This window comes from Bdellovibrio bacteriovorus (assembly GCF_001592755.1).
Classification (GTDB): domain Bacteria; phylum Bdellovibrionota; class Bdellovibrionia; order Bdellovibrionales; family Bdellovibrionaceae; genus Bdellovibrio; species Bdellovibrio bacteriovorus_E.
This window is the reverse complement of record NZ_LUKF01000016.1, coordinates 283,118-308,229: the sequence shown is the minus strand read 5'-3', so window position 1 is coordinate 308,229 and position 25,112 is coordinate 283,118. Positions and strand designations below refer to the sequence as shown.

At 45.1% G+C, this 25,112-nt stretch carries 25 protein-coding genes and 5 tRNA genes; 28 read left to right on the top strand and 2 right to left on the bottom strand.

Annotated features, from left to right (window positions below; all coding sequences use genetic code 11):
• The first annotated feature begins 275 nt into the window (after positions 1-275).
• The 9 genes from purF to purM are packed head-to-tail and all read left to right on the top strand — an operon-like array spanning position 276 to position 11,616.
• Positions 276-1,733 (top strand): amidophosphoribosyltransferase, encoded by a 1,458-nt coding sequence (purF, locus tag AZI85_RS11200; RefSeq protein WP_063244121.1) that lies wholly within the window; start codon positions 276-278, stop codon positions 1,731-1,733.
• The gene (locus AZI85_RS11195; RefSeq protein ID WP_063244120.1) at positions 1,730-2,449 is read left to right on the top strand and encodes an AIR carboxylase family protein; all 720 of its coding nucleotides are present in this window, start codon (positions 1,730-1,732) and stop codon (positions 2,447-2,449) included. Before purF ends, AZI85_RS11195 begins: the two co-directional genes overlap by 4 nt.
• A complete protein-coding gene (locus tag AZI85_RS11190; RefSeq protein ID WP_063244119.1) occupies positions 2,440-3,471 on the top strand; it encodes a phosphoribosylaminoimidazolesuccinocarboxamide synthase in 1,032 nt (343 codons plus the stop codon). The genes AZI85_RS11195 and AZI85_RS11190 overlap by 10 nt, the downstream gene beginning before the upstream one ends.
• A 1-nt stretch (position 3,472) precedes the next feature.
• Entirely contained in the window at positions 3,473-4,705 is a 1,233-nt protein-coding gene (gene purD / locus AZI85_RS11185) for a phosphoribosylamine--glycine ligase (RefSeq protein ID WP_063244118.1), read from the top strand.
• On the top strand, positions 4,702-5,322 hold the full coding sequence (gene purN, locus AZI85_RS11180) for a phosphoribosylglycinamide formyltransferase (protein WP_063244117.1): 621 nt from the start codon (positions 4,702-4,704) through the stop codon (positions 5,320-5,322). The genes purD and purN overlap by 4 nt, the downstream gene beginning before the upstream one ends.
• On the top strand, positions 5,322-8,366 hold the full coding sequence (locus tag AZI85_RS11175; protein ID WP_063244116.1) for a phosphoribosylformylglycinamidine synthase subunit PurL: 3,045 nt from the start codon (positions 5,322-5,324) through the stop codon (positions 8,364-8,366). The genes purN and AZI85_RS11175 overlap by 1 nt, the downstream gene beginning before the upstream one ends.
• Positions 8,350-9,084: a phosphoribosylformylglycinamidine synthase subunit PurQ gene (locus AZI85_RS11170; RefSeq protein ID WP_063244115.1), complete on the top strand. Its 735-nt coding sequence runs from the start codon at positions 8,350-8,352 to the stop codon at positions 9,082-9,084. The genes AZI85_RS11175 and AZI85_RS11170 overlap by 17 nt, the downstream gene beginning before the upstream one ends.
• Positions 9,081-10,601: a bifunctional phosphoribosylaminoimidazolecarboxamide formyltransferase/IMP cyclohydrolase gene (purH, locus tag AZI85_RS11165; protein ID WP_063244114.1), complete on the top strand. Its 1,521-nt coding sequence runs from the start codon at positions 9,081-9,083 to the stop codon at positions 10,599-10,601. Before AZI85_RS11170 ends, purH begins: the two co-directional genes overlap by 4 nt.
• A 13-nt stretch (positions 10,602-10,614) precedes the next feature.
• Positions 10,615-11,616, top strand: a complete 1,002-nt coding sequence (gene purM / locus AZI85_RS11160) for a phosphoribosylformylglycinamidine cyclo-ligase (protein ID WP_063244113.1) — start codon at positions 10,615-10,617, stop codon at positions 11,614-11,616.
• A 37-nt stretch (positions 11,617-11,653) separates the two neighbouring features.
• Here purM and AZI85_RS11155 read toward each other — a convergent pair whose 3' ends face one another.
• Together AZI85_RS11155 and AZI85_RS11150 are read right to left on the bottom strand one after the other, a co-directional pair.
• A complete protein-coding gene (locus AZI85_RS11155) occupies positions 11,654-12,088 on the bottom strand; it encodes an Ig-like domain-containing protein (protein ID WP_063244112.1) in 435 nt (144 codons plus the stop codon).
• Positions 12,089-12,227: 139 nt separating this feature from the next.
• On the bottom strand, positions 12,228-12,650 hold the full coding sequence (locus AZI85_RS11150) for a hypothetical protein (protein ID WP_063244111.1): 423 nt from the start codon (positions 12,648-12,650) through the stop codon (positions 12,228-12,230).
• A 162-nt stretch (positions 12,651-12,812) separates the two neighbouring features.
• Between AZI85_RS11150 and pyrF the strand changes: the two genes are divergently transcribed.
• The 19 genes from pyrF to AZI85_RS11055 all read left to right on the top strand — a co-directional run bounded on the left by pyrF (position 12,813) and on the right by AZI85_RS11055 (position 25,068).
• A complete protein-coding gene (gene pyrF / locus AZI85_RS11145; protein ID WP_253720954.1) occupies positions 12,813-13,532 on the top strand; it encodes an orotidine-5'-phosphate decarboxylase in 720 nt (239 codons plus the stop codon).
• Complete coding sequence (locus AZI85_RS11140) at positions 13,519-14,418, top strand: TrmH family RNA methyltransferase (protein WP_063244110.1); 900 nt, start codon at positions 13,519-13,521, stop codon at positions 14,416-14,418. Before pyrF ends, AZI85_RS11140 begins: the two co-directional genes overlap by 14 nt.
• Before the next feature lie 67 nt (positions 14,419-14,485).
• Positions 14,486-14,561: transfer RNA gene (locus AZI85_RS11135), tRNA-Thr, on the top strand.
• Between the two features lie 27 nt (positions 14,562-14,588).
• Positions 14,589-14,674: transfer RNA gene (locus AZI85_RS11130), tRNA-Tyr, on the top strand.
• Positions 14,675-14,739: 65 nt separating this feature from the next.
• Positions 14,740-14,816, top strand: a tRNA-Gly gene (locus AZI85_RS11125).
• Between the two features lie 151 nt (positions 14,817-14,967).
• Positions 14,968-15,042 (top strand) — tRNA-Thr (locus AZI85_RS11120).
• An 87-nt stretch (positions 15,043-15,129) separates the two neighbouring features.
• Positions 15,130-16,320: an elongation factor Tu gene (gene tuf, locus AZI85_RS11115; RefSeq protein ID WP_063204875.1), complete on the top strand. Its 1,191-nt coding sequence runs from the start codon at positions 15,130-15,132 to the stop codon at positions 16,318-16,320.
• A 259-nt stretch (positions 16,321-16,579) separates the two neighbouring features.
• Positions 16,580-16,655: transfer RNA gene (locus AZI85_RS11110), tRNA-Trp, on the top strand.
• A 27-nt stretch (positions 16,656-16,682) separates the two neighbouring features.
• The gene (gene secE, locus AZI85_RS11105) at positions 16,683-17,060 is read left to right on the top strand and encodes a preprotein translocase subunit SecE (RefSeq protein ID WP_063244109.1); all 378 of its coding nucleotides are present in this window, start codon (positions 16,683-16,685) and stop codon (positions 17,058-17,060) included.
• A 10-nt stretch (positions 17,061-17,070) separates the two neighbouring features.
• Positions 17,071-17,604, top strand: a complete 534-nt coding sequence (gene nusG, locus AZI85_RS11100) for a transcription termination/antitermination protein NusG (protein ID WP_063244108.1) — start codon at positions 17,071-17,073, stop codon at positions 17,602-17,604.
• A gap of 88 nt (positions 17,605-17,692) precedes the next feature.
• On the top strand, positions 17,693-18,115 hold the full coding sequence (gene rplK / locus AZI85_RS11095) for a 50S ribosomal protein L11 (RefSeq protein WP_038448239.1): 423 nt from the start codon (positions 17,693-17,695) through the stop codon (positions 18,113-18,115).
• A gap of 9 nt (positions 18,116-18,124) precedes the next feature.
• On the top strand, positions 18,125-18,832 hold the full coding sequence (gene rplA / locus AZI85_RS11090; protein WP_041876464.1) for a 50S ribosomal protein L1: 708 nt from the start codon (positions 18,125-18,127) through the stop codon (positions 18,830-18,832).
• A 223-nt stretch (positions 18,833-19,055) separates the two neighbouring features.
• The gene (gene rplJ, locus AZI85_RS11085; RefSeq protein WP_063244107.1) at positions 19,056-19,580 is read left to right on the top strand and encodes a 50S ribosomal protein L10; all 525 of its coding nucleotides are present in this window, start codon (positions 19,056-19,058) and stop codon (positions 19,578-19,580) included.
• Positions 19,581-19,645: 65 nt separating this feature from the next.
• Positions 19,646-20,014: a 50S ribosomal protein L7/L12 gene (gene rplL, locus AZI85_RS11080; RefSeq protein ID WP_063204871.1), complete on the top strand. Its 369-nt coding sequence runs from the start codon at positions 19,646-19,648 to the stop codon at positions 20,012-20,014.
• Between the two features lie 542 nt (positions 20,015-20,556).
• Entirely contained in the window at positions 20,557-22,077 is a 1,521-nt protein-coding gene (locus AZI85_RS11075; RefSeq protein WP_063244106.1) for a pre-toxin TG domain-containing protein, read from the top strand.
• Complete coding sequence (locus tag AZI85_RS11070) at positions 22,074-22,661, top strand: hypothetical protein (RefSeq protein ID WP_063244105.1); 588 nt, start codon at positions 22,074-22,076, stop codon at positions 22,659-22,661. The genes AZI85_RS11075 and AZI85_RS11070 overlap by 4 nt, the downstream gene beginning before the upstream one ends.
• A 102-nt stretch (positions 22,662-22,763) precedes the next feature.
• Positions 22,764-23,741, top strand: coding sequence for a hypothetical protein (locus tag AZI85_RS11065; protein WP_253720952.1), 978 nt, complete (start codon positions 22,764-22,766; stop codon positions 23,739-23,741).
• A 101-nt stretch (positions 23,742-23,842) separates the two neighbouring features.
• Positions 23,843-24,553, top strand: coding sequence for a metallophosphoesterase family protein (locus AZI85_RS11060; RefSeq protein ID WP_253720951.1), 711 nt, complete (start codon positions 23,843-23,845; stop codon positions 24,551-24,553).
• Positions 24,532-25,068 carry a hypothetical protein gene (locus tag AZI85_RS11055; RefSeq protein WP_063244104.1) on the top strand — a complete coding sequence of 179 codons (537 nt, stop codon included), beginning with the start codon at positions 24,532-24,534 and terminating at the stop codon, positions 25,066-25,068. Before AZI85_RS11060 ends, AZI85_RS11055 begins: the two co-directional genes overlap by 22 nt.
• Positions 25,069-25,112 lie beyond the last annotated feature (44 nt).

Here is a 25,112-nt window from a genome sequence, read left to right as displayed (position 1 = left end):
AGGATTGTGTTAGGGCTCTTGACCGAACTCTGTCACAGTCGATAGCGTTGGGCATCCATTTTAAATCTTCAAGTAGAGAGTGTATGGCTCAGCGACTGTTCTTAAGAAATTCGCTCTATGGCCCTCCATCAGGGGGCAGTCCGGGGGAAAAATCCCGACTCCACACCCTCCGTGTGTCTGAATACCCGAAGTGTCTAAAAAATTTGAATACGTATCTTAATAAAAACGGCGTCTCTATGACGCCGTTTTTGTTTTTTAAAGGGGAGTCCTAATCCATGTGTGGAGTAGTTGGTCTGATTGGAGAAGAAAAAGCCGGTCAAAAACTGTATCCTGCTTTATTCGCTCTTCAACATCGCGGTCAAGATGCAGCGGGGATTCTAAGTTATGATTTCGAGCGCTCTCAGTTTCATCTCGAAAAAGACTTAGGCTTAGTTGAAGACGTTTTTACTTCTGAAAGACAGCTTCGACTTAAAGGATCCATGGCTCTGGGGCATACGCGCTATTCCACGATTGGAACCGTTGATAAAGAGGATCTTCAGCCTTTGTTTTTAAGTTATCCCTACGGAATCGGCATGATTCACAACGGGAACGTCACAAATTACGACGAGGTCGTCGACTATCTTCGCAATCGTAAGCTGCGTTGGACGTTTAGCCGCAACGATCTGGAAATTCTTCTGCATATGACAGCGATTGGACTGGCTTCACGCAAAGAAACCGGAGAACTCGCAAAAAATTTATCTGAATCCATCCGAGAACTTTTGCAGCAAGTGCAAGGGGCGTACAGCGCCATTGGAATGCTGGCAGATCAGGGACTCTTCGCGTTTTGCGATTCGCATGGGATCAGGCCTTTGCTTTTAGGAAGAAAAAAGAACGGCGATAAGTACAGCTATTGTTTTGCCTCTGAAAAACAGGTGTTTTTTGGTTTGGGCTTTGAGTATTTTCGCGATCTGCGCCCGGGGGAGCTGGTCTTTATCGATAAAGATTTAAACCTGCACTCTTTTCTTCTCAGTGAAAAGAAAGCTCGTCCTTGTATGTTTGAATGGATTTATTTTGCCGGCTCCGAGACCGAGTGGCATGGTCGGCCGGTCTATGAAGTCCGATTGAATTTAGGACGTATTTTGGCTGAAGAGGTTCAAAAAAAGGGATTGGATGTGGATGTTGTTGCGCCAGTTCCTGACACCTCACGTGCGGCGGCCTGCCGTTTAGCGGAAGTTTTAGAAAAACCTTATCGCGAAGTGCTTATCAAAAATCGTTACGTTCAACGAAGTTTCATTGTCAACCAACCGGAACTTCGAAAGATGATGGTGAACTTAAAACTTTCACCGGTAGAAAGCGAAATTCGCGGGAAGAAAATTCTTCTTGTTGACGACAGTATCGTGCGCGGAACGACTTCGGCTCGTATCATCCGTCTTTTGCGCGAAGCCGGCGCGGAAAAAGTGTACCTTGCCAGCACGTGTCCACCGATTCGTCACCCGTGTTTTTACGGAATTGATTTTCCCGACGGAGAGTCCTTAGTGGCTCATAAAAAATCCGAAGATGAAATCGCCAAGGTCTTAGAAGTTGATGGACTGGTGTTCCTCCCATTGCAACGTCTGCAAGAAGGCTTGGGGCTTTCCAATCTGTGCAGTGCCTGCCTTGACGGAGATTATCCTGTTCCTGTGGCTACAGAAAAATTTTTGAAAACAAGACATCACAATATTGGTGGAGATGGTAAAAGCGAGGTGCCTTTATGAAAATTCAGGTTATGTTCGGCAGTGCGAGTGATGAAAGAGTCTTTGGTCCTTTGTGTCACTCTTTGGAAAAATGCGGTGAAGTAAAAATGGAAGTGGCTTCGGCCCATCGTCATCCCGACCGCGTACGCGAAATTGTTACGACTTGTGGTGCAGATGTATTTGTCGCCGGCGCGGGGTTGGCAGCGCACCTGCCAGGTGTTGTTGCTTCTTTGACGGCAAAGCCTGTCTTCGGTGTTGCAGTGAATGGCGCTTTTGCAGGACTTGATTCTTTCTTGTCGATCGTGCAAATGCCTAAAGGAGTTCCGGTCATGGCCGTGACCGAAGAAAACTACAAAAATATTTCGGATCTTCTTCTGCGTTGGAAGAATTTGCCAGAGGATAAAATTTATCTGCATTGGAATCGCAGTCTAGAGTCGTATTCTCCAATTCAGAAATCTTTAGAAGATATTCAAAAAGACAGCGGTGCCGAAGTGCTTTGGTGCTCTCACACGGATGAAAAATGTTTGGGTGAAATTGTCAGTCCTTGGGAGCTTCCGAAAGTGGTGGGATTAAACTTGTTTCTTTGTGAAAAAGAACAGCTGACCAGCTCGAACCTGGCTTTGGATTTCTTTGCGAAGGCTCGTCACTCGGGCGCTTGGGTCGGTGCCAATAATATCGGGAACTTTGTTTTACAGTGGAAAAAGCTTTCTGAAATGAGGAAATCAGCATGGAACTAATTTATAAAGGCTCCGTCAAAGATCTTTATAAAAATGGCGACAGCTTGGTGTTTAATTATAGCAATCGTTACTCGATCTTTGATTGGGGTGAAATGCCCAACGAAATTCCAATGAAAGGCGCCGCACTGGCGTCCATGGCGGCATCGTTTTTCGAGTATCTGGCGAAGAAAGGAATTCCTTCGCATTTCGTAAAAACAACGGGCGAAAATACGATCGCCGTTAAGCCCGTGAAGGTGCTTCGTCCAGAATGGTATGAAGGTCAGTATGACTATTCGGTCTATAAAGATGTTCCTACGAACTGTCTTGTGCCTTTAGAAGTCATTTTTAGAAAATTCTTGGGCCAAGGAAACTCTTTAGAAGGCCGTTTGAAGAAAAATCCTGCTTATTTGCAGGACTTGCAATTAACAGAGATGCCAAATGCATCGACGGTATTTTCTCCTGCGCTGATTGAGTTTTCAACAAAGCTTGAAACTTCGGACCGTTATCTAAGCCGCGCCGAAATCGCGCAGATGAATATCGTAACGGATGAAGAGCTGCAAAACTTGCGTCTGAACACCCAAGCGGTCGTTCAAGAGTTGGAAAAGCTCTTTGCTTCCTTCGGTGTGAAGCTTTGGGATGGAAAGTTAGAATTTGCCTTTGGAGATAAAGAACCCTCTGGAGCAAGGACGCTCCTTCTTGTTGATTCTATCGGACCTGATGAGCTTCGTCTGACATATGAAGGCCTTCCCTTGTCGAAAGAATTCCTTCGTCAATTGTATGCGCCAACTTCTTGGCATGCCGCTGTCAAGAAAGCCAAAGAGATGGCACAGGAACGCAAGACTCAAGATTGGAAAGGCATTTGTCGCGAAGAACTTCGTGAAGTGCCACAAAGTCTGAATCCCGCGCAGATTGAAGTAAGTTCTCTCTTATATCAAGCCTTGGCGAACGAAGTGGCGTCAGTGGTGGGTCGTAAAAAACCATTTGCTGAAGAACTTAATTTGAAATTGTGGCATCAAAAAGCGCAAAAAGTTTTGGAGTCATAAAATGAAAGTCGTTGTTGTTGGTAAAGGCGGAAGAGAACACGCTCTGGCTCAGAAGCTTAAAGAGTCTTCTTTAGTCAGTGAGCTTTGGGTGTGCCCGGGAAACCCGGGGATGCGAGTTGCAGGTTTACAATGTGCATCCGCTGAATCGCCTGCAGAAATTGAAACTTTTTGTCTGCAGAATCAAGTGTCCTTGGTTGTCGTAGGACCCGAAGCCGCAATTCTTTCCGACTTAAAACAACGATTGGAAGCTCAAGGTATTTCTTGTTTTGCACCTTCAGCAAAAGTCGCAGAACTTGAATCTTCAAAGCTTTTTTGCAAAGGCGTTCTTCAAGAATCTCAAGTCCCGACGGCAGCCTGCCATGTCGGTTACTCTGAGAAAGAGGCGATGACATATTTAGAGCAGCACGACTTCCAAAAACCCATCGTTATTAAAGCTGATGGGTTGGCGCAGGGAAAGGGCGTGTGGGTCTGTGAAAGTCTTGAAAAATCCCAAGAAGCCGTTCGCGTGCTAGGCAGTCAGTATGGCTATCCTTTACTTCTTGAAGAATGTTTGATCGGAAAAGAGCTTTCTGCGTTTGCTCTTTGTGACGGAAAAGACTTTGTTCTATTGGGCACAGCCTGTGATTACAAGCGCATTACTCCGGATCCTTTCAGTGCAAACACCGGAGGCATGGGCGCCTACAGTCCTTGTGACTTTATCACCAAAGAAGACGAAAGCACGATTCACCAGATCTTCGCCAAAACCTTGGCCTGCTTGCACGCTAAGAATCTTCCCTATCAGGGATTTTTGTTTGCAGGTTTGATGAAAACAAACCAAGGACTTTATGTCCTAGAATACAATGTGCGTATGGGTGATCCCGAAACACAAGCTCTTCTGCCACGTCTGAAATCAGACTTAGCGAAGCTTATTGTTACGGCCGTGACACACGAATTAAAAAACCAGGTTTGTGAGGTGAAACCAGAAACTTCCGTTCACGTTGTGGCGGTGAGTGAAGGTTATCCGCAAGGTCCTTTGAATACCGGTCATCCCGTCGCCATCGAACCCAAAGTTCGTCATCAATTGTACTATGCCGGGGTCAGCGAAATGCAAAATACGCTTGTTAACTCGGGGGGAAGAGTCTTAGGAATCACCGCTTTAGCGGCCTCGCGCGAAGAAGCCCGTGAGCTTGCTTACCAAGACATTCAAAAAGTTTCCTTTAAAGGAATGTATGTGCGAGAGGACATCGGACTATGAGACCTGTTCGCATCGCCATTTTTGCTTCAGGGACAGGATCAAATGCGATGGCTCTAGTCGCAAAAGCCCAAGAGCTATCAAAAGAAAAGATCGAGATTGCCTTTATCCTTTCTGACAAACCCGCAGCCCCCGTTCTTGAGAAAGCCAAAAACGCCGGTGTGCGCACTTATCTTGTAGAAAAGAAGGCAGATCGTAAGGCCCACGAGGCGGAAGTTTTAAGCCTTCTTCACGAGTATCACGTGGATTGGATTTTTTTAGCAGGCTACATGCGATTGCTATCGGCCGATTTTATTCAACACTTCCGCCAGTGGCATGAGGGCGCCGAACAAATAGTGAATATTCATCCTTCATTATTGCCAGCATATCCGGGCGTGGATTCGATCGCGCGCGCGTTTAGCGACAGTGTAAAAGAAAGTGGCGTGACTCTTCATTTGGTGGATGAAGGCATGGATACCGGACGGATTTTAGTTCAGGAAATTGTTTGTCGTAGTCAGGATTCAACTCTTCCGGCATGGACACAACAATTTCATGAAGTGGAACACCGCCTTTACAGTCAGTTTCTAGAGAACGTGGCTTTGGGACGTCAACCGACGGTCTATTTTAAGGAGACACCGTGATGCAAAGAATTTCTGTTCGCAGTCTTTATGATCACAGTACCGAAAACGCATTAAAAAAAGCCTTTGAAAAGGAAGCGCCCTTGAAAGCGCTTCGTCTTCGCCGTGTGTACTGGCTTTTAGAAAAAACGCCAGGTTTAAGTCAGGAAATCCGTTTAGACACTTTGATGGACAAGATCTTCTTTGATCCGGTAGCGGAAGAAATTCAACATGGTTTCCCCGAGTTTCATCTTCAATCCACCTATGTGGAATTGCGTTTCCTAGCAGGGGTGACTGACAACTTGGCAAGATCAGCAACAGAAGCCTTAATGCTTTTTTCTTCGCAACATAATTCTTCTTGGCAGGATTTTGGAATTGAAGCCCACAGCGGATGGGAGCTTGAAATTGAGGGGGATTATTCGCAAAAGCAGATCGAAAAAATTCTTTTTCAGTCTTTAGCAAACCCTCTTTTACACAAAGTTGAAATCGCTCGCGGATCCGAACTTCATCAATCAAATCCTTGGAAAGATTTTTCCAAATTCTGGCAGTCTCCGGCATTGGAAAAACGCCGCCTTCAGCTATTTGATCTGAACATGGAAACACTGAAGCGCATTAACGAAGAACGCGGTTTAGCTCTGGTGGATGAAGAAATCCATACGATCATTCAACATTTTTCTTCTTCAGAAATGCTTCAAGCTCGAACGTCTTTAGGATGGGCTCATAAAATCACGGAAGTGGAACTAGAGTGTTTAGCACAAACCTGGAGCGAGCACTGTAAGCACAAGATCTTTGCCGCTGAAGTTAATTACACCGAAGAAACAGGGAGTTTCCCTGCGGTAGGAAATAAAAACATCACTAGCCTTTATAAAACGTATATTCAAAAGGCCACAAAAGAACTCGAGTCTTGTGGATACCTGGTTTCCGTTTTTAAAGACAACGGTGGCATCGTTGATTTTGATAAAAACATCAATGTTTGCGTTAAAGTCGAAACTCACAACAGTCCCTCAGCTCTCGATCCTTTTGGTGGCGCTTTGACAGGGATTTTAGGAGTGAACCGCGATATCTTAGGTTGCGGCTTAGGAGCTAAACCCGTTGCGAATACGGATGTTTTCTGTCTTTCCAAAAAAGATTTATTCCCGGCCGCAGACTCTCCGAAGCGTCCTGAACTTTTGAAAGAGCCTGGCGTTATTTTCCGTGGTGTCCACCAAGGTGTCGAAGAGGGCGGAAATCAAAGTGGTATTCCTACTATCAATGGCAGCTTTTATTTTGCCAGCGAATTTGCAGCGAAGCCTTTGATCTTTGTGGGTTCTTTAGGCGTGATGCCTAAGACCGTTAAAGGACGCCCCAGTGAAAAGAAAAAAATTGCGCCAGGTGATCTCATCGTTGTCGCCGGTGGCCGTCTAGGCAAAGATGGCGTGCATGGCGCGACGTTCAGCTCATTAGCGTTACACGATCAAGTTTCCTCCAATGTCGTGCAAATCGGAGATAGCATCACGCAAAAGCGTTTGCTGGATTTTACTTTGCAAGCTCGCGACCGCGGTTGGATCCAAGCCATCACTGATAATGGAGCCGGCGGAGTCAGTTCTTCCATTGGCGAAATGGCGCAGTTCTCGGGCGGCGCAAGAATGGATTTAAGTCAGCATCCTTTGAAATACGGAAGTCTTGAATACTGGGAAATGTTAGTCAGTGAATCGCAAGAGCGCATGTCTTATGCGGTGGCTCCAGGCGATATTCAAAACTTTTTAACTCTGGCAAAAGACATGGGAGTTGAAGCAACCGTTCTTGGAGAATTCACGGATTCAGGACGATTCGATGTTTCTTACGGTGATACGCCGTTAGCGTCGTTGGATCTGCATTTTCTGCACGAGGGTCTGAGTCGCATGAAGATTCCAGCCCATTTCGAAGGACCGAAAGCCTATAAGGAATACCATCGTGAAAATCCACGAAAGGCATCTCCAGCAAAAAACGCAAGCTCTCTTCTTTCCGCACTCAAAGACGTTTTAGCTTCGCCGAATGTGGCTTCAAGAGAGCCTCTGGTGCGCTACTACGATCATGAAGTGCAAGGAGCAACAAGAGTGAAACCCTACGCGGGTAAAACTCAAAATGGTGCGAACGATGCCGGCGTCATTGATCTGTCAGTCCATGGCGGTGAAAAAAATAATGCCGTCGCGGTATCAAATGGTCTATGCCCTCAGTTTTCTTACTATGACACTTACCTCATGGCGCAAAAAGCCGTCGACGAAGCGGTTCGCAATCTTGTCGCAACAGGAGTTAATCCCCGCCGGATGGCTCTCGTGGATAATTTCTGCTGGCCTGATCCGATTGGTAAAAAAACAAATCCGGATGCCGCTCACAAGATGGCCCAGCTTGTCCGTGCATGCGAAGGTATGTACGAAGCGGCTCTCGCGTACAAGGCGCCTTTAGTCAGTGGCAAGGACAGCATGAAAAATGACTTCATTGGAAAAACCAAAGGTGGTGAGACCGTCAAAATTTCTGTTCCGCCGACTTTGTTAATGACGGCAATTGGTCAAATTCCTGACGCTGATAAAGTCACTCCGGGATTTTTTCAGAATGCCGGCGACGAAATCTATGTCATCGGAAATTTGACACGCAGTTTGTATGCTTCGGCATTTTCAGAAGAATTCGAAGTTCAAAACGACGTGGCGCCAGAGTATCCGATTTTGCAAAAAAATATCGAGTTGTACCAAAAAATTTATGAGTCTCAGCAAGCCTCAATGCTTTCTTCCTGCCACGATATTTCCGAAGGCGGCTTGATGACGGCCTTAGCGGAAAGTGGTTTCGGAAATTCTTTAGGCATGAAGCTTTCTTTAAACGATCTTTCTTGGGAAGAACTTTGGTCTGAAACAGGATCTTTATTCGTTGTCAGTGTCCCCGTAAATAAAAAGACGGCTTTTGAAACCCACTTTGCCGGATGGTTCAAACATCTCGGTACAGTTCTGAATGAACCAGAGTTTAAAGTAGAATTTGCCGGCGCATCGGCAAGCACATCTTTACAAAGCTTGCAGAAATCCTGGTCTGAAGGAGTTAAAAATGTCTATGAAGCCTAAGTTTTTAGTTCTTTGGGGAGACGGCATTAATTGTGAAAATGAAACCGCGCGGGCTATCGATTTAGCTGGTGGTGACGCTTGCAAAGTGCATGTGAACGAGCTTCTAAAAAATCCCGCTCTTTTGCGGGATCATCAGGCGATGGTGTTCCCCGGCGGGTTTTCATTCGGAGATCATCTTGGAAGCGGCCAGATTCTCGCATTAAAGTTAGAAAATACTTTAAAAGAAGAACTGCGAACTTTCGTTAAAACCAAACCGGTTTTAGGAATTTGCAATGGCTTTCAAACTCTTGTACGACTGGGATTGTTGCCGGATGCGGACTTTCAAAGATCTTGTGCCTTAGTTAAGAATGAACAGGGTCATTTTATCGATCACTGGACGACATTAGAAAAAAACTCTTCATCTCCATGTATTTGGACGAAAAACTTACCTGCAGAATTTGCACTTCCGATCCGACACGGGGAGGGCCGCTTCGTCTGTCAGGATGAAAAAGTTCTGGGACGTCTCTTACAAAACCAACAAGCGGTTCTTCGCTACAAAGAAAACGTCAATGGAGCCACTGAGCGTATTGCCGGAGTCTGCGATCCTTCAGGGCTGGTCTTTGCCTTAATGCCTCACCCAGAAGCTGCTTTACACGACTGGCATTTACCATTCGCGGGAAAAGCCTGGGGTTTGGAATTTTTTAAAAGTGCAGTTGAATTCTTAAGGGGAGAACTATGAGACAGATTCGTCGCGCTTTATTAAGCGTTTCTGATAAAACGGGTTTAGTAGAATTAGCCAAAGTTTTGGCAGCAAAAAATGTCGAGTTGATCGCGAGTGGTGGAACGGCTAAAGCTCTTGAGACTGCGGGCCTTAAAGTCACCCCTGTTGAAAAACTGAGTGGTCATGGAGAAGCCTTTCAAGGACGAATGAAAACCATCAGCTTTGAAATTGCCTCAAGTCTTTTATTCCGTCGTGACGATGCCAGCGACATCGAGCAAGCTGAAAAGCTCGGAATTCAGCCGATTGATTTAGTCGTCGTTAATCTTTACCCTTTTCATGAAACTTTGAAAAAGCAAAGTGGCTTTGAAGAGTGCATTGAAAACATTGATATTGGTGGCCCCACTCTTCTTCGCGCGGGAGCAAAAAACTTTCAGTCCGTAACTGTACTTTGTGAATCCAATCAGTATTCAGAGTTTGTTCAAGAATTTCGGAACACAGGTAGTACTTCTTTTGAGTTCCGCCAAAAATGTGCATCGCGGGTTTATACGATGACAGCTTTTTATGACATGGCCATTGCGGGTTTTCTGACTCAGAAAAGTGGCGAAGCACTTCGTTACGGTGAAAATCCTCACCAAAAAGCCTTCGTTCTGAAAAATCCATTTGAAGAAGGTTTGGCACACGCAAAATCCCTTCAAGGAAAAGAGATGTCTTACAATAACTATTTAGACGCAGATTTTGCTCTAAAGACTTTGCAAGATGTGCATTCATGGCAAAAAGACAAAGCTTTACCTACCGCCGTGGTGGTGAAACATAATACGCCATGCGGTTTGGCGATTGCGGAGTCACCTCTGCGCGCCTTAAAAAAAGCCTGGAAGGGCGACGAAAAAAGTTCTTTTGGCGGAATCATCGCTTTAAATTTCCCGGTGACCGACGAAGTCGCGACATTCTTTTCAGAAAAATTTGTCGAAGTGATTTTAGCGCCTTCTTTCTCTGATTCTGCTCGCGAAAAATTGAAAAAGAACTGTCGCGTGATGGAAGTCGGCTTAACACCCCATTCCTCTTGGCAAGTGCGCTCGATTGAAGGCGGCGTGCTGATGCAAGAACAAGATAGTTTTGATCTGTCTCAGATGAAAACCGTGACGCAGAAAAAGTTTGCAGCGGATAAAGAAAAGCTCGCGGGATTCGCCGCATTGGCCGTTAAAAATCTAAAAAGCAACGCGATTGCTTTGTGTCGACAAGAGGGGCCTGAATTTGAACTCCTCACGATGGGCTCAGGTCAGACAAACCGTGTGGATTGCATTGAAAAACTGATCCATTCACGTCTTAGCGATAAAGGAATCAAAGATATTTCTGATGTCGTGCTTTCCTCAGATGCTTTCTTTCCGTTTGCCGATTCGATTCAGGTTGCTGCGAATTTAGGGGTTAAATATATCATTCAGCCGGGGGGCTCTATCAAAGACAGCGATGTGATCGCTGAAGCGGACCGTCTGGATATTGCCATGATCTTTACGGGTCGCCGTCATTTTCTTCATTAAGAAAGGAACAAGTATGTCACAAGTAGATTACAAAGAGGCCGGAGTCGACATCACAAAAGCCGATGCTTTTGTTGAAAGAATTAAAAAGCTTGTTCCGACAACATTCAACGATCAGGTGTTGCAAGGAATTGGCGGATTTGCTGCCGTCTACAAATTGAATGAGCAAAAATATCTCGCGTCTTGTACGGATGGTGTGGGGACTAAGCTGAAGATTGGTCAGCACCTCGATAAACACCACGGTATCGGGATTGATTTGGTTGCGATGTGTGTGAACGATCTTTTGTGTGTCGGTGCGCGCCCTTTGTTTTTTTTAGATTACATGGCCTTCGGAAAACTAGACACACGCATCAGTGAAGAATTGATTACTGGCATGGTCGACGGTTGCCGTCAGTCGGGTATGGCGTTAATAGGTGGAGAAACCGCCGAAATGCCAGGAATCTATAAAGACGGAGAGTATGATCTGGCAGGCTTTAGCGTCGGGGAATTAACTCCTTCAGAAATGTTCAAAGAAGAACACATGAGCGAAGGCGATGTTTTAATCGGTCTTGCCTCCAGTGGTTTTCACTCCAACGGTTATTCGCTTTTACGAAAATTAGTGAAGGACACAGAAACAGATCTTTTAGAACAGTTGCTTGTGCCAACGCAAATCTATGTGGAAACTTTCACTCATCTTCGCCAAAAATTCCAGCAGGGAATTCTTGCCGCCGCCCATATGACAGGGGGAGGTATTCACAATATTCCACGCATGAGTGATAACTTCGATTACACGATTTCGTATTGGCCTTCCGTTGACGAGATGGCACCTGTTTTTAAACCGATGCTTCAGCGCGCGGATTTATCACAAGAAGAACTTTTCCGTACTTTTAACATGGGAGTTGGCTTCACCGTTTTGGTTAAGAAAGCTCAGGCCGAGGAAGTCCTTGCCGAATTGAGTGCTAAAAAAATAAAAGCGTGGAAGCTGGGACAAATCTCTCGCGGTTCTGGTCAAATAACGATGATGGATTGGAAGCTATAAATAAAAAAGGGGAGTCAAAAAACTCCCCTTTTGATTTTTAGAACGGCCAAATGCCTCGACCACGAAGGTGAATGCGGATGTCTTCAGCTCCGGTCATTTCTATATCCAGTCGACCATTGAAGTTCCCGACATAGTTCGGTCTAAAGTAAACGCGCACCGAGCATCTTTGTCCTGAGAAAAGCAAACGCGGGCAGTTTTCATTATACCAAAATCCATTTCCACTGATGTCGAAATCATTGAAATAGATTGGTAAACCTCCCGTGTTGCGAATGTAAAAGCGGGCCGATTTTGTTTGATTCAAATACGTGCGACCAAAGTTGTAGTAAAAATGGCGGGTTTGCGCTTCAACTTCTCCTTGTTCACCTAAAGCAATTTCAAACGTTTCTTCATTCGACGTCTTATCATTTACATCCTGCGCGAAAACAGGAGTGGATAAAGCCATACTTAATAGAAATGGAATTAGATACTTCATGGGACCTCCTTTGATGGCCTTATTTTTTTCTGCTTCAAAGGAAGTCGCAAAATTTTTTTGATTTCTTCTTTTTATTTCATGGGAAGTCCATCTAGGCTGGTGTCGAAGAAATGTCTGGTGCTCAGGCGCAAAAAAGAGCCTACTTTATTCGTCTTTTTAAGATAACATTGATGTCGTTGATTTCTTCTCGGAAATAGTCGTGCTCACGCAACTTGATTTCCTGCGGAATTTGCTGAGTTTCAACGGCATTATGAAGAATCCTTTTAACGTTATACAGAGGACCGACAATTCGACTGGTCAGTTTGTTAAAAACATACACTCCAACAACCATTCCAAAACCGACCGGAATCAGTTGATAGATCAGAATACTGACTTTGTACTTAGCGACAAACTCCAAAGCCGTCATGTGACTGACGACGTGTTCAAGCCGGCTTAAAAATATGTACATCGCCAAGGCTTGAACCGCAAAGATGGACATAACAAAAATGCCCACGTACATAAGCACATCGTATTGAACTTCGCGATTGACGATCAGACGGCGTCTTTGATTGAAGATTTTCATACTTTTCAGCCTTTTTCTTAGTATATCTCAGCCGCAGAGGTGGCTAAATGAATTCTCTAAGTTGAAAAAGAGGTGTCTCTGGGTGAGACGGGCCGCGCCGATAGTTGCTTCGTTCATCCCCGAATGAGAAACTTCAAAAATCCTTTATGCCAGGAGTTCCCTTTGAAAAAAAATCTTCGCGCTCATCCGATGAGAAATCCGATTATTTTAGCTCTCGACGTCGACACTCGCGACCAGGCTTTAAAAATTGCCGATGATCTTAGTGATATCGTCGGGGGATTTAAGCTGGGGCCTCGCCTCTGCCTTCGCTACGGCATGGAGTTCGTCAAAGAAATGGCACAACGGGGCCCGATTTTCCTGGATAATAAACACTTTGATATTCCTTCCACCATGGAGGCCGCCGTTCGCGCGAGTTTCGAAGCAGGGGCTTCTTTGGTCACAGTTCATGCTCTCAGTGGAGCCGAAGCCTTAAAAAGGATGGCCGCCGTAGAAAAAGAGCTGCAAAGCCAAAGGCCTTTCAAGATTTTGGCGGTCACTATTCTAACATCTTGGGATCAAGCTTCTGTCCCTGGGAATATGAAGGAACAACCGATTGCTCAGCACGTGACCGATCTGGTGAATTTAGTCAGCTCTTCGGGCCTTCAAGGCGTGGTTTGTTCTCCGCATGAATTAGACCTTTTACAAAACCGCGATCTTTACCTTGTCACACCTGGAATTCGATTTAGTATGCAGGATTCCGGCGATCAAAAGCGTATCATGGGTCCTAAAGAAGCTCTTCGTAAAGGAGCTTCGGCACTGGTCGTTGGAAGACCCATCCTTGAATCAAATAACATCAAGGAAACTGCAACAGATTTTGTAATGGCTGCTTATGAAGAAAAATAATTCTCGTCCGTCTCGTGGTTCTCAATCTCAACGTCCGCAACAAAGCGGTGCTCGTCCCTCTGGGGGAGGTCGTCCTCAAAGCGGCCGTCTACAGCAAGGACGCGGTCCTCATCCTGCCGCGCGCTCGGAAAATCAGATTCCGCGTGACTGGCGTATCGTGATCGGGACTCATGCGATCAATGAAGTCTTAAACGTGCGTCCTAACCAAGTGAAAGGCATGTGGATCCGTCAAGGATGGGAACATTCCGGTGATCTTCGTGATATGTACGAGTTTGCGACAGAGAAAAAAGTGAAAGTGGATATCAAGCCCGAGAACGTGATCGAAAAGTTCGGTTCTTCCCAACAGGGTGCTGCGATTTTTGTCGATGGCGCACCGACTTTGGATATGGGTGGTCTTGATAGTTTCGATAAGTCTGTCGTGTTGATGTTGGACGGTATCGAAGATCCGCACAACCTTGGCGCAATTATGAGAACTTCTTGGCTTACTGGTGCTCACGGCGTATTGATTCCCGAGGATCGCGCGGTGGGTCTAACTCCGACAGTTCATAAAGTCGCTTGTGGTGGAGTTGAGCACGTTCCGGTTGTGGAAACGACGAACTTCTCTAACTATGCAGAAGAATTAAAGAAAAAAGGCTATTGGATTTTTGGTCTCAGTCCGCGTGGAAAAAGATCTATTTTTGAATTGGATCTTCCAGATAAAGTTATTTGGGCGATTGGTTCGGAAGACAAAGGTTTGAGAGTGACAACAGAAAGACTTTGTGATGAATTAGTTTTCATTCCGCAGGCTAGTTCTTCGGCGAGTTATAACGCTTCTGTAGCGACAGCTATGGCGTTAACTGAAACTCTTAGGCAGCACGCACCGCGCGGAAACCGAAAAAAATCGTAATCTGGCAAATAATTATCTTTGACGGACTTAGATTTTATCCGTAAAACATTTCGGTTATCTCAGTAAGGCTGGTTTAGCTCAATTGGTAGAGCAGCTGATTTGTAATCAGCAGGTTGCGGGTTCGAGTCCCATAACCAGCTCCATTTTTTCTGGGTCAACATTCACAAAATGGGTAGGTGCCCGAGTGGCTAAAGGGGACGGACTGTAAATCCGTTGACTTGCGTCTACGAAGGTTCGAATCCTTCCCTGCCCACCATTTTGAATGTTAACCCAGATGAAAATGGGAAGAGGAGTTTACTCTTCTTCGGGCACTCTGATAGGGCGGGAATAGCTCAATTGGCTAGAGTATCTGCCTTCCAAGCAGAGGGTTGCGGGTTCGAGACCCGTTTCCCGCTCCAAATTTGTCAGAGTTGGGTATCGCGAGATAAGTTTTCTAAGTTGTTAGGAAGTGCTTCGACAGGTAAATCTTATCGAGGCGCGACCGAGGAAGGTGTGCACCGCACACCGACGACAGAGCAACGAAGAGAAGATTTATCTGGCGATGCACTTGCCCATGTAGCTCAGTGGTAGAGCACACCCTTGGTAAGGGTGAGGTCGTCGGTTCGGCTCCGATCATGGGCTCCACTTGTTACTCGGATAATTTGGAAATTGAAGTTAAGTTTTTAGTTAAAGCGTTTACGACTTTTATAATAAATCTCTGCAGGAGGAATAATGTCTAAAGAGAAATTTAACCGCTCGAAGCCGCACGTAAATATCGGCACAATCGGTCACGTTGACCATGGTAAAACAACTTTGACTGCTGCTATCACTACTACTCTTGCAGCAGCTGGTAAAGCTCAGGCGATGTCTTACGATCAAATCGATAAGTCTCCTGAAGAGAGAGAACGTGGTATCACTATCTCTACAACTCACGTTGAGTACGAAACTGACAAACGTCACTACGCTCACGTTGACTGCCCAGGCCACGCCGACTACGTAAAAAACATGATCACTGGTGCCGCTCAAATGGACGGAGCTATCCTAGTAGTTTCTTCTGCTGACGGTCCAATGCCACAAACACGTGAGCACATCCTTCTTGCTCGTCAAGTAGGTGTTCCTGCTCTAGTTGTATTCATGAACAAAGTTGACATGGTTGACGATAAAGAATTGTTGGACCTTGTTGAACTTGAAGTTCGTGAGCTTCTTTCTAAGTACGAATTCCCTGGCGACGAAATCCCAGTAGTTAAAGGTTCTGCTTTGAAGGCTTTGGAAGGTGACACTTCTGAAATCGGTCGTCCAGCTATCATGAAATTGATGGACGCTTGTGATGCTTACATCCCTGAACCAGTTCGTGCTACTGACAAAACTTTCTTGATGCCAGTAGAGGACGTATTCTCTATCTCTGGTCGTGGTACAGTTGTTACTGGCCGTGTAGAGCGTGGTATCGTTAAAGTTGGTGACGAGATCGAAATCATCGGTATCCGTCCAACTCAAAAAACGACTGTAACTGGTATCGAAATGTTCCGTAAACTTCTTGATGAAGGTCAAGCAGGGGACAACTGTGGTGTTCTTCTTCGTGGTACTAAAAAAGAAGAAGTTGAACGTGGTCAAGTTTTGGCTAAACCAGGTTCAGTAAAACCTCACAAAAAATTCAAAGCTGAAGCGTACATCCTAACTAAAGAAGAAGGCGGACGTCACACTCCATTCTTCAATGGTTACCGTCCTCAGTTCTACTTCCGTACAACAGACGTAACTGGTGTTTGTACTTTGAAAGCTGGAACTGAAATGGTTATGCCTGGTGACCGCGTTGAATTGGCTGTTGAGTTGATCGCTCCAATCGCAATGGAAAAAGAATTGCGTTTCGCGATCCGCGAAGGTGGCCGTACAGTTGGCGCCGGCGTAGTTGTTGAAATCGTTGAATAACGATAACGCAGCATAGGCTAAATTAAAATCACCTGGGGGACTCCTTGACAAAAGGGTCCCCCGCGGTGTTTTGTAGCACATCGACTTCGTCGATGTATTTTTGGCAATGCTAACAATAGCACTGCTACTTGTGTCTCCTAAATAAGGAGATTCTTGATGAGAATTAATCAAGCCCGAGGCGCGACCGAGGAGAGCGTACAGATAGTACGCCGACGACCGAGCAACGAAGGGATTGGTTAATTATCATCAAGAAGATCGCAGGGGTGTAGCTCCAGTGGTAGAGCGAACGACTCCAAATCGTTAGGTCGTGGGTTCGAATCCCTCCGCCCCTGCCAATTTTGAAATCCAAACAAAGAGGAACTATGGAAAAGGCCAACTCTAAGATTTTGACAATCAGCTTTGCCATCGCAGCTATCTTGGTCGGTTTGACAACATCTCTTCTCATCAAGGCTTTCGCGGGCGCGTTCGGGGTTGTAGCAAGAGCTGCGGACTCAGACATTGTTCGTCACGGTGTTCCTGTGGCTTTGGGCTTGGTTGTCTTCGCAGTCCTTCAATTCAACCCAAAAGTAATGTCTTGGGGTGAAGAAGTTGTCTCTGAAATTCGTAAGGTGGTATGGCCTTCTCGTAAAGACACGACTGCCATGACAATCGCTTGTGTGGTGATGGTTCTTATCTCTAGCGTGATCATCAGCTCATTCGATTTGATTTCTGGCTTCTTTATCAACTACCTCATGAAGTAAGGAACGGACCATGGACAAAAAGTGGTATATCGTTAACGTTCAAACAAGTTGTGAAAACACCGCTAAAAAGGCGATCGAAGAAAAGATCAAATCCAATAAAATGGAAGAGTTCTTCGGGGAAATCCTTATTCCAGCGGAAAGCGTTGTTGAGCTTGTAAAAGGCCAAAAACAAACTAAATCGCGTAAATTTTTCCCAGGTTATATCTTCGTTCAGATGTTTTTGAATGATGAGACTTGGCATTTAGTACGCAATTCGTCTAAAGTGACCGGCTTCGTGGGTGGGACTAAAACTCGTCCTCCAGAAGTACCGGAAGCTGAAGTTCTTCGCGTAACGCAGCAAATGGCGGGCGTGGCTGAAAAGCCGAAGCCGAAAGTGAAGTTCTCTGTGGGTGAGAATGTGACTGTTATTGACGGTCCATTCAGCAACTTCCAGGGTTCTGTAGAAGAAGTGAACGAGGACAAAGGAAAGCTGAAAGTCCTTGTCAGCATCTTCGGTAGACCAACTCCAGTGGAATTGGACTACATTCAAGTTGAAAAACAATAATTTAAGCGCTACATAGGTAGCACTTTAAGCACGGGTCGCTTCGAATTGGTCGAGGCACTCTTAAACAAACCTCTTGCAGGAGTGGGTCATGGCAAAAAAAGTTACAGGAATGATCAAGCTGCAAATACCGGCAGGGAAAGCTAATCCAGCTCCTCCCGTTGGACCGGCACTTGGACAGCACGGGGTAAACATCATGGAATTCTGTAAGCAGTTCAACGCTCGTACACAAGCGTTGGGTGATAGCATCATCCCTATCATCATCACTGTTTACCAAGACAGATCGTTTACTTTCATTACGAAAACACCACCGGTGTCTTCTTTGATCAAAAAGGCGTTGAAATTGGAATCTGGTTCCAAACAACCGCAAAAAGACAAAGTAGGCAAAATCAATAACGATCAAATCAAGCAAATCGCTACAACGAAATTGCCTGACTTGAACTGCTTGAAAGTTGAATCCGCAATGTCACAAGTTGCTGGTACAGCTAAGAGCATGGGCATCGATATCGCATAGGGGTGATGTATGGCAGGTAAAAAATTCGAAGCAGCCTCTAAGAAGGTTGATTCTCAAAAAAAATACTCTGTTGAAGAAGCATTCAAACTTGTGGTAGCGACTGCTCCAGCTAAATTTGATGAATCTATCGACGTAGCTTTGCGCTTGGGTATTGACCCTAAGCAATCTGACCAACAAGTTCGTGGCGCGATCTCTTTGCCTCACGGTCTTGGTAAAGAAGTTAAAGTTGTTGTTTTCGCAAAAGGTCCTAAAGAGGCTGAAGCGAAAGCGGCTGGCGCTGACTTCGTTGGTGCTGACGACCTTGTAGCTAAAATTCAAGGTGGTTGGTTGGATTTCGACAAATGTATCGCGACTCCAGATATGATGGCGACTGTTTCTAAAGTTGCTAAGATCTTGGGACCTCGTGGTTTGATGCCGAATCCAAAAATCGGTACTGTAACTATGAACGTTGGTGAAGCCGTAGCTGCCGAGAAAAAAGGTAAGCTTGATTTCCGCGTTGATAAAGCAGGTATCGTTCACGCTGGTATCGGTAAGAAATCTATGGGCGATGCTAAACTTCGCGATAACTTCCTAACTTTGTTGGGTGCTATCGTTAAAGCTAAACCAGCAGCGTCTAAAGGTATCTATCTTAAAACTATCTCCGTAGCTTCAACTATGGGCCCTGGTGTTAAGATTGAGCCAAATGCGGCAGCAGCTCTAACTGCTACTAACGCATAATTTTAAATGTAATTAAAAGCTCCGATGCAAATCGGAGCTTAAGTTTTTATTGCGATCAGAGACAGTAGGTTTCTTTTAGTAGATGTAATCCCACGACGGTGTGGGGCCTACCGAGATAAGGCAAAAAGTTTCCTAGTTCTAGGTGACTCCAAACCAACCTGAATCGCACAACCTACTTCAGCAAAACTGGAGTAGAAAGAATCTAACGAAAGGAGGCTCACTTATGATCACTCGCGCAGATAAAGAGCAAGAGATTCAGCTAATCACGGAGAAATTCGGAAAAGCTAAAGGAGCTTTCATCGTTGACTTCAAAGGCATCAAGGTTGAGCAAGTTACTACTTTGCGCAAAAAATTGAATGCTGCTGAATCAGAGATGAAGGTTGTCCGCAACACTCTTGCAAAAAGAGCGTTCAAAGATCACCCAGCTATTGAAAAGGCATTTGCTAATTCAATGAAAGGTACTAACGCCATCGTATTCTCTTACGGTGAAGTGAACGCTACTGCAAAAACATTGGCTGAATTCGCGAAGGACGTTGAAGTTCTTCAGATCAAGTCTGGTGTTATGGACGGTGAAGCGTTGGACGATGCTAAGATCAAATTCTTGGCGACTCTTCCAGGCAAAGACCAACTTCGCGCTATGTTCCTCGGTACGCTATTGGGTGCAGGTTCTGCACTTGCTAGATGCTTAAATGCTTACGCTGAGAAACTTGGTGGCGGTGCTACTACTGAAGAAGCTCCACAAGCGTAATAGTTACGTTTGGGCGCTGAATATTTGAATTAACAATAAATTTATATCCTTTGGAGGATTTTAAAATGTCTCTAACTAACGATCAATTAGTTGATGCGTTGTCTCAAAAAACTGTTCTTGAGATCGCTGAACTTGTAAAAATGCTTGAAGAAAAATGGGGCGTTTCTGCTGCTGCTCCTGTAGCTGCTGCTGGCGCAGGCCCTGCTGCTGCTGTTGAAGAAAAAACTGCTTTTGACGTTATCCTTGTTGACGCTGGCGCCAACAAAATCAACGTTATTAAAGAAGTTCGTGGCTTGACTGGTCTTGGTCTTGCTGAAGCAAAAGCCCTTGTTGAAGCTGGTAACAAAGCTGTTAAAGAAGGCGCTACTAAAGAAGACGCAGAAAAAATCAAGAAAGCTCTTGAAGCTGCAGGCGCGAAAGTTACTGTTAAGTAGTTTTTGCTCTTCTTGCGAAGAATCGAAAGCCTCGTGGAAACACGGGGCTTTTTTTTTGTCTTTCGTTCGTAGCGGGGCCGCCTTGGAGTGGAAGGGTGAGGTGTTTTAGAAAATTCAGACGCGCGCTTCCGGCGCTCGCCGGCCTTGAATACCGCATCCTGCGGGGCCGGAGGTCTGAATTTTCTAAAACACCTCACCCTTCCAATCCAAGGCTCCATGCTAAAATGAAAGAAAAAACCAACCCGGTATCAAGGCGTTGATCCTCATCGAAAATCAAACTTCTTAACGACGTACTTTTTATTTATCGAATCAGCGCTTTCGCGCGATTGATTGAATGATTTGCTATTCTCGAAGCCTCCCAAAAGGTACCTGATCCTTTTTAAATAATAGAAAACTGGCTTCCTCTCTTTATTCCCTAGTCTCGGACACCGTCCGATTCGGCGGAATTGGTGTTCTTCATCTTCAAATAAAGCCCTTTTTAAGGTGTTTTTAGTGGGTTTTCTCTTTGCTTTATAGCTCCTCCGAAAGCGGAGGAGCTTATAATGTTCGGGCTTTTAGATCGTTGGAAATCTAAGAATATTTTAGCCATTTTGTTGGTTCTGCATACATCGTTCTTACCGAGTGCTTATGCTTATGACGAAAATGATGGTCACGATCATGACGATGACGGGCGCATCGAAATTTTTGATGATGAACCTTTTGTCATTACTCCAGGTGAAGATGCTTATGAGGGTCACATCGACGGAGACTGCGTAGGTTCAGGGTGCGATGAAAGAGATGACGATCGTGACGGCGGATATGGCGACTACGACGATGATGGTCCTGATTATGATGATCATCATCATGATAATTCTGATACTGGGCATGAGGGTAAAGAAGACAATCGTGATCTAGATAGTGCTTCCGAAGATAGAGGTTCTAGCAACTCGAACTCGGTACCTCGAATAGAACGCCACGTGATTGCGCGCCAAGACTCTGATCGTGGAGACGGAGTCATATTCGCCAAAGATTCAAACGGGACAGTCTATTATCCCGGAGCGTTCGGCCACAAAAATCTTTATGAAAGGCTGGATGAAACTCTTTTTGTAAAATCAGTGGACGGTAAATCTTTTTTACCACTTGAAGGTATCAAAGATTGCGCCCCTGTTTTTGACTGTGCAGATTTCGGTTATCGGCCTGATTGGTGGAACTATCCCGACTACATCGATTACGAAGATGGAGCTCATGCCGGATATTACTGGGATTTAGCTCAGTTCACGGAAAAACAACTCTCAATAAAAACTTCTATTGCGACCGCCCGAGTGGCTTATCAAAATGACGCGGGCAAAATCAAAGTTTTGAATGAGGCGAAGTATTTTCTTGAGAAAGCAGAACGTGCATACACTGGCCACGCTGAAGAGCAGGCGCACGTATTTCAACAAGCATCATTAGAAATCGTAAAAACTATCGCTGACATTGGTATTGGTATTTCCCCTCTGGGTTGGGGAAAGGATGTTTACGAGTTCATCACCGGAAAGAGCATCGTCGATGGCAGAGAGCTCTCTCAAACAGAAAGAGTTTTAGCGGCGGCCGGTGTTGCCATGCCTGGGGTCGCGGGTCTTGCGATCGCTGGAATTAAAATAGTAGCTCGCAATCCATTCACGAAAGTTACCGTTAAAAGTGCCTTCAGTCAGTACGAACATGTATCTGATATTCTCGGCGGAATGAAGGTGGCGCGCTTCAAAGAGGGGAAAGACATCTCAGAAGTTGCAGTGATTGGACGAGATATGAGTTCGGTTAGAGATGCGGCTGGCCGTCTGGAAGTGGCTGGAGTAAAGACGGTAGTCTTTGAGCCTACTAAATCATCATCTAATGCTTTCATTAAAGGAACTAAGTCGGGTCGAGTGCCTTATGATAAAATTCCGAGCTACGAAATATATAAAGAAAATATGGAATGGGTGGATAGAATTCAGTCGGGACAAATAACCATCATTGATATCGGAAATCCAAAAAATATTAAAGAACGCAGCCGGTTCTATGATGACGAGGTTTTGAAAATTTTTGAAGAGGAGAACAAATTATGATGAATCCAAAGTATCCAGATAAGAGTGTAGAGATGTATATTCAACAGTTTGCCCGTGACTTTGGATTCAATATTCTCGAGGTTAAATATACTCCAGTGTGGCAACAGGAAGCTGCTTTACGTTCCTATAATAATGATGAATGGACTTGGAAATTGGCTCGTCCTGGGTCTGACATCAGGATGGAAATCTATATCAATTATCCTGCTTATCACTGTAGCGTATCCTTCGATAACACAAATCCTTCTTTGCGCAGTCACGTCCCTAAATACTTTTTCTTTGAAATGTATTTAGATAAAGTATTACAAGCGAAATGGGAAGTTGCACAATTGCGAAAAATTACTGAAGAGAAAAGTTGGCAAAAAAACTGGCGTACGGAAGTTGAGTTCGTAAAAGAACATCTGAAAGGGCATCTTAACGAAGTGGTAGAGGGCCGGGATTGGCCGGAAATTTATTTTAGTTGGGATGACTTTGTTTTGCCTGAAGATGCTGACAAAATTTACGAAGATCAGGTCGCTGTGATCGAAAAAGGGATGAAAAAGAAGGGACAAAGTTGGCTTTATCTCTTCAATCCCTTTAAAAAGTGAAAATTGACAGTGCATACGTAGATAAAATAATTCGGGCCCCGATACTGCTTTTGATAACTTTGTGCAGAAGTTGACGGAAGTTTTAACAGGGCCTACAAATAGATGGTGATTTACTTCATTCATCTTTTCTTTTTTGCGTTTGTTATTCTACAAGTCCCTCGGGCCTTCTCTGTACCGTTAGGGACCATTCCCACAATTGAAGAACAAAATCTGCAAATGCTCTTTAGCTTTCGTTCGGATCTGTGGACCTCTCCTTATACTTACAAAGATTCTCCGGTTCGTATCTTTGACACCGATATTCGCATTCCTCTTTATAAATCTGAAACCTGGAGCGCTTCTGCGAACGTCTTTTCAGAAAGCTTAAGTTTAGGGCGCACTCAGTTTACCTTAGGAGAGCAGGAAGTCTTCATTGCCAATTCTTTGCAAAACCAGGGCGCTGGCTTCGGTGCGCGCCGGGAGTTTTCAAATGGCGGACGCTTGGGCTTTTTCGCATCTTATGCGACAGCCAGTGACGTTCCCTGGGGAGAGCCGCGCAACGATTATTTTGATGGAACTATTGCCTATCAAACGGCACCCGCAGAAGACTACCACTGGATTTTTGCGATCAACCAGTCTGACAATCGCGGTATTCACGATGGAAAACCCTTTCCGTACTTTGGGGTCATTTATAATCTTAGTGAAAATGTAAGAACCACCGTCGGTTTTCCTTTCTTCCGTATTGAATGGGGAGCTGACGTGAATTGGCTGCATAGTTTTGGAATTACCCCATTTGGAATCAACTACTGGGCGCGAAAATTTCTTCAAGACGAATTTGTTTTCGACGGCAGAGTGGGTTTGACGGTTCGTTCTTACATGTATGACTCTCGCGCCGATGATGAAGATCGTCTGTATTATCAAGAGATCTTCGCGGAAGCCGCTTTCAAAAAATTCGTGACTGCAAAAACGGGAGTGACCTTCGCTCTAGGCGCCGCCGTCGACAGACGACTTTATGAATCTGAAAGAATCTATCATCCAAATTCCAACGTCACTCAGATAGACAATGATTTTTATGGTCGCTTGGGTGTGGAGTTTAAACTATGATCAGGCTCCTTTTTTATATCATTGCATTTGTATTTACGAGTTCTTGCGCTCCCTTTGTAGATTCTCCTTTCTCTGACAATTTGTTACGGCCTGAACGAAATTTGAATAAGCTTTCTTTAGATAAAGTGGGGAACCCTGAAAGCGATGGCGTGATCCGCATTGCTGTATTTTCTGACCCTCATCAAAACTATAAGGCCACCGATAAAATGGTGTTTCAAATGAATCAAGCCGAAAAGTTTGACTTCGTCGCGGGGTTGGGGGATTTCACGAACTCTGCATACAATCTCGAATATGACGAGTTTATCGAAGCGATCAATCCCCTTCGACAACTGGTCATCAATGCGGTTGGTAATCACGACTCGATCGGAGCGGGACCCGAACTTTATCGCAAGGCCTTTGGGCCTTCGAATTTCTATTTCGAATCCGACAACTATCGTTTCATCTTCTTTAATTCGAACAATCTTGAAAATCCTAAAGAGTTCGATCCGGATTGGCTGAAGGCGCGCGTCGATGAAACGGCGAAAAACATCATGATCTTTTCGCATGTGCAGTTGCGCGATACAGATCGCTACTTTGACGATGTCGCGGCGACATTGGGTTACGTGATAGAGCATCCCAGAGTAAAGGTCATCTATAACGGACATAATCACGTCTATGATCTTTCCACTGATCACGACACTATCATGATGCAATGTGGGCGAGTGGCCGGTGAAGAGGGGACTCACTGGTTAAGTATCACAGTTCAAGGAAATCAATTTTGTGTCACACGTATGGATACAATGGGGAACACATGCTTAACTATCAAGCCTTAGCGATAGCATTCCTGTTTCTTTTTGTGTCGTCAGCGCACGCCGATGACTGGCGTGCCGTGGTTGAGCGCGCAGGATTCATGGGAACTGTCGCAGCAGGGGCCAGTTACGAGTTTGAGCCTGAACACGCGGTCGATCTTTCTTTGGGGGGTTATCCGATTGATGACGAGGTTTTTTATCAGGCGAATCTGGTCTATCGTTATTCGCGATGGAATACTCCCGTGCGCGAAGATGTCTGGAGGCCTTTGCAATTTGGATTCTTCTTGGTTTACGCCCTTAATTCTGACAAATACTTTCTAGAGTCGCCAGACAAGTATCCCTACCCTGATTATTATGACTTTACGGCGCTTCGCTACGGGGCTGAGTTTGGAACTACGTATACGTTTATGCGAAGTCGCATTGGTATCTCATATCGCATCCGCATCTTTGATAACGGCGTAATTGCTATTTTCAATAATAACAATCGCGACCTTCAGTACTACATCTCTTCCGGCCTTTCCTTGCAGTATCTGTTCTAATCCCATTTAAGTAGTCCGTGAATTTTCAAATAGAACTTTGTGTA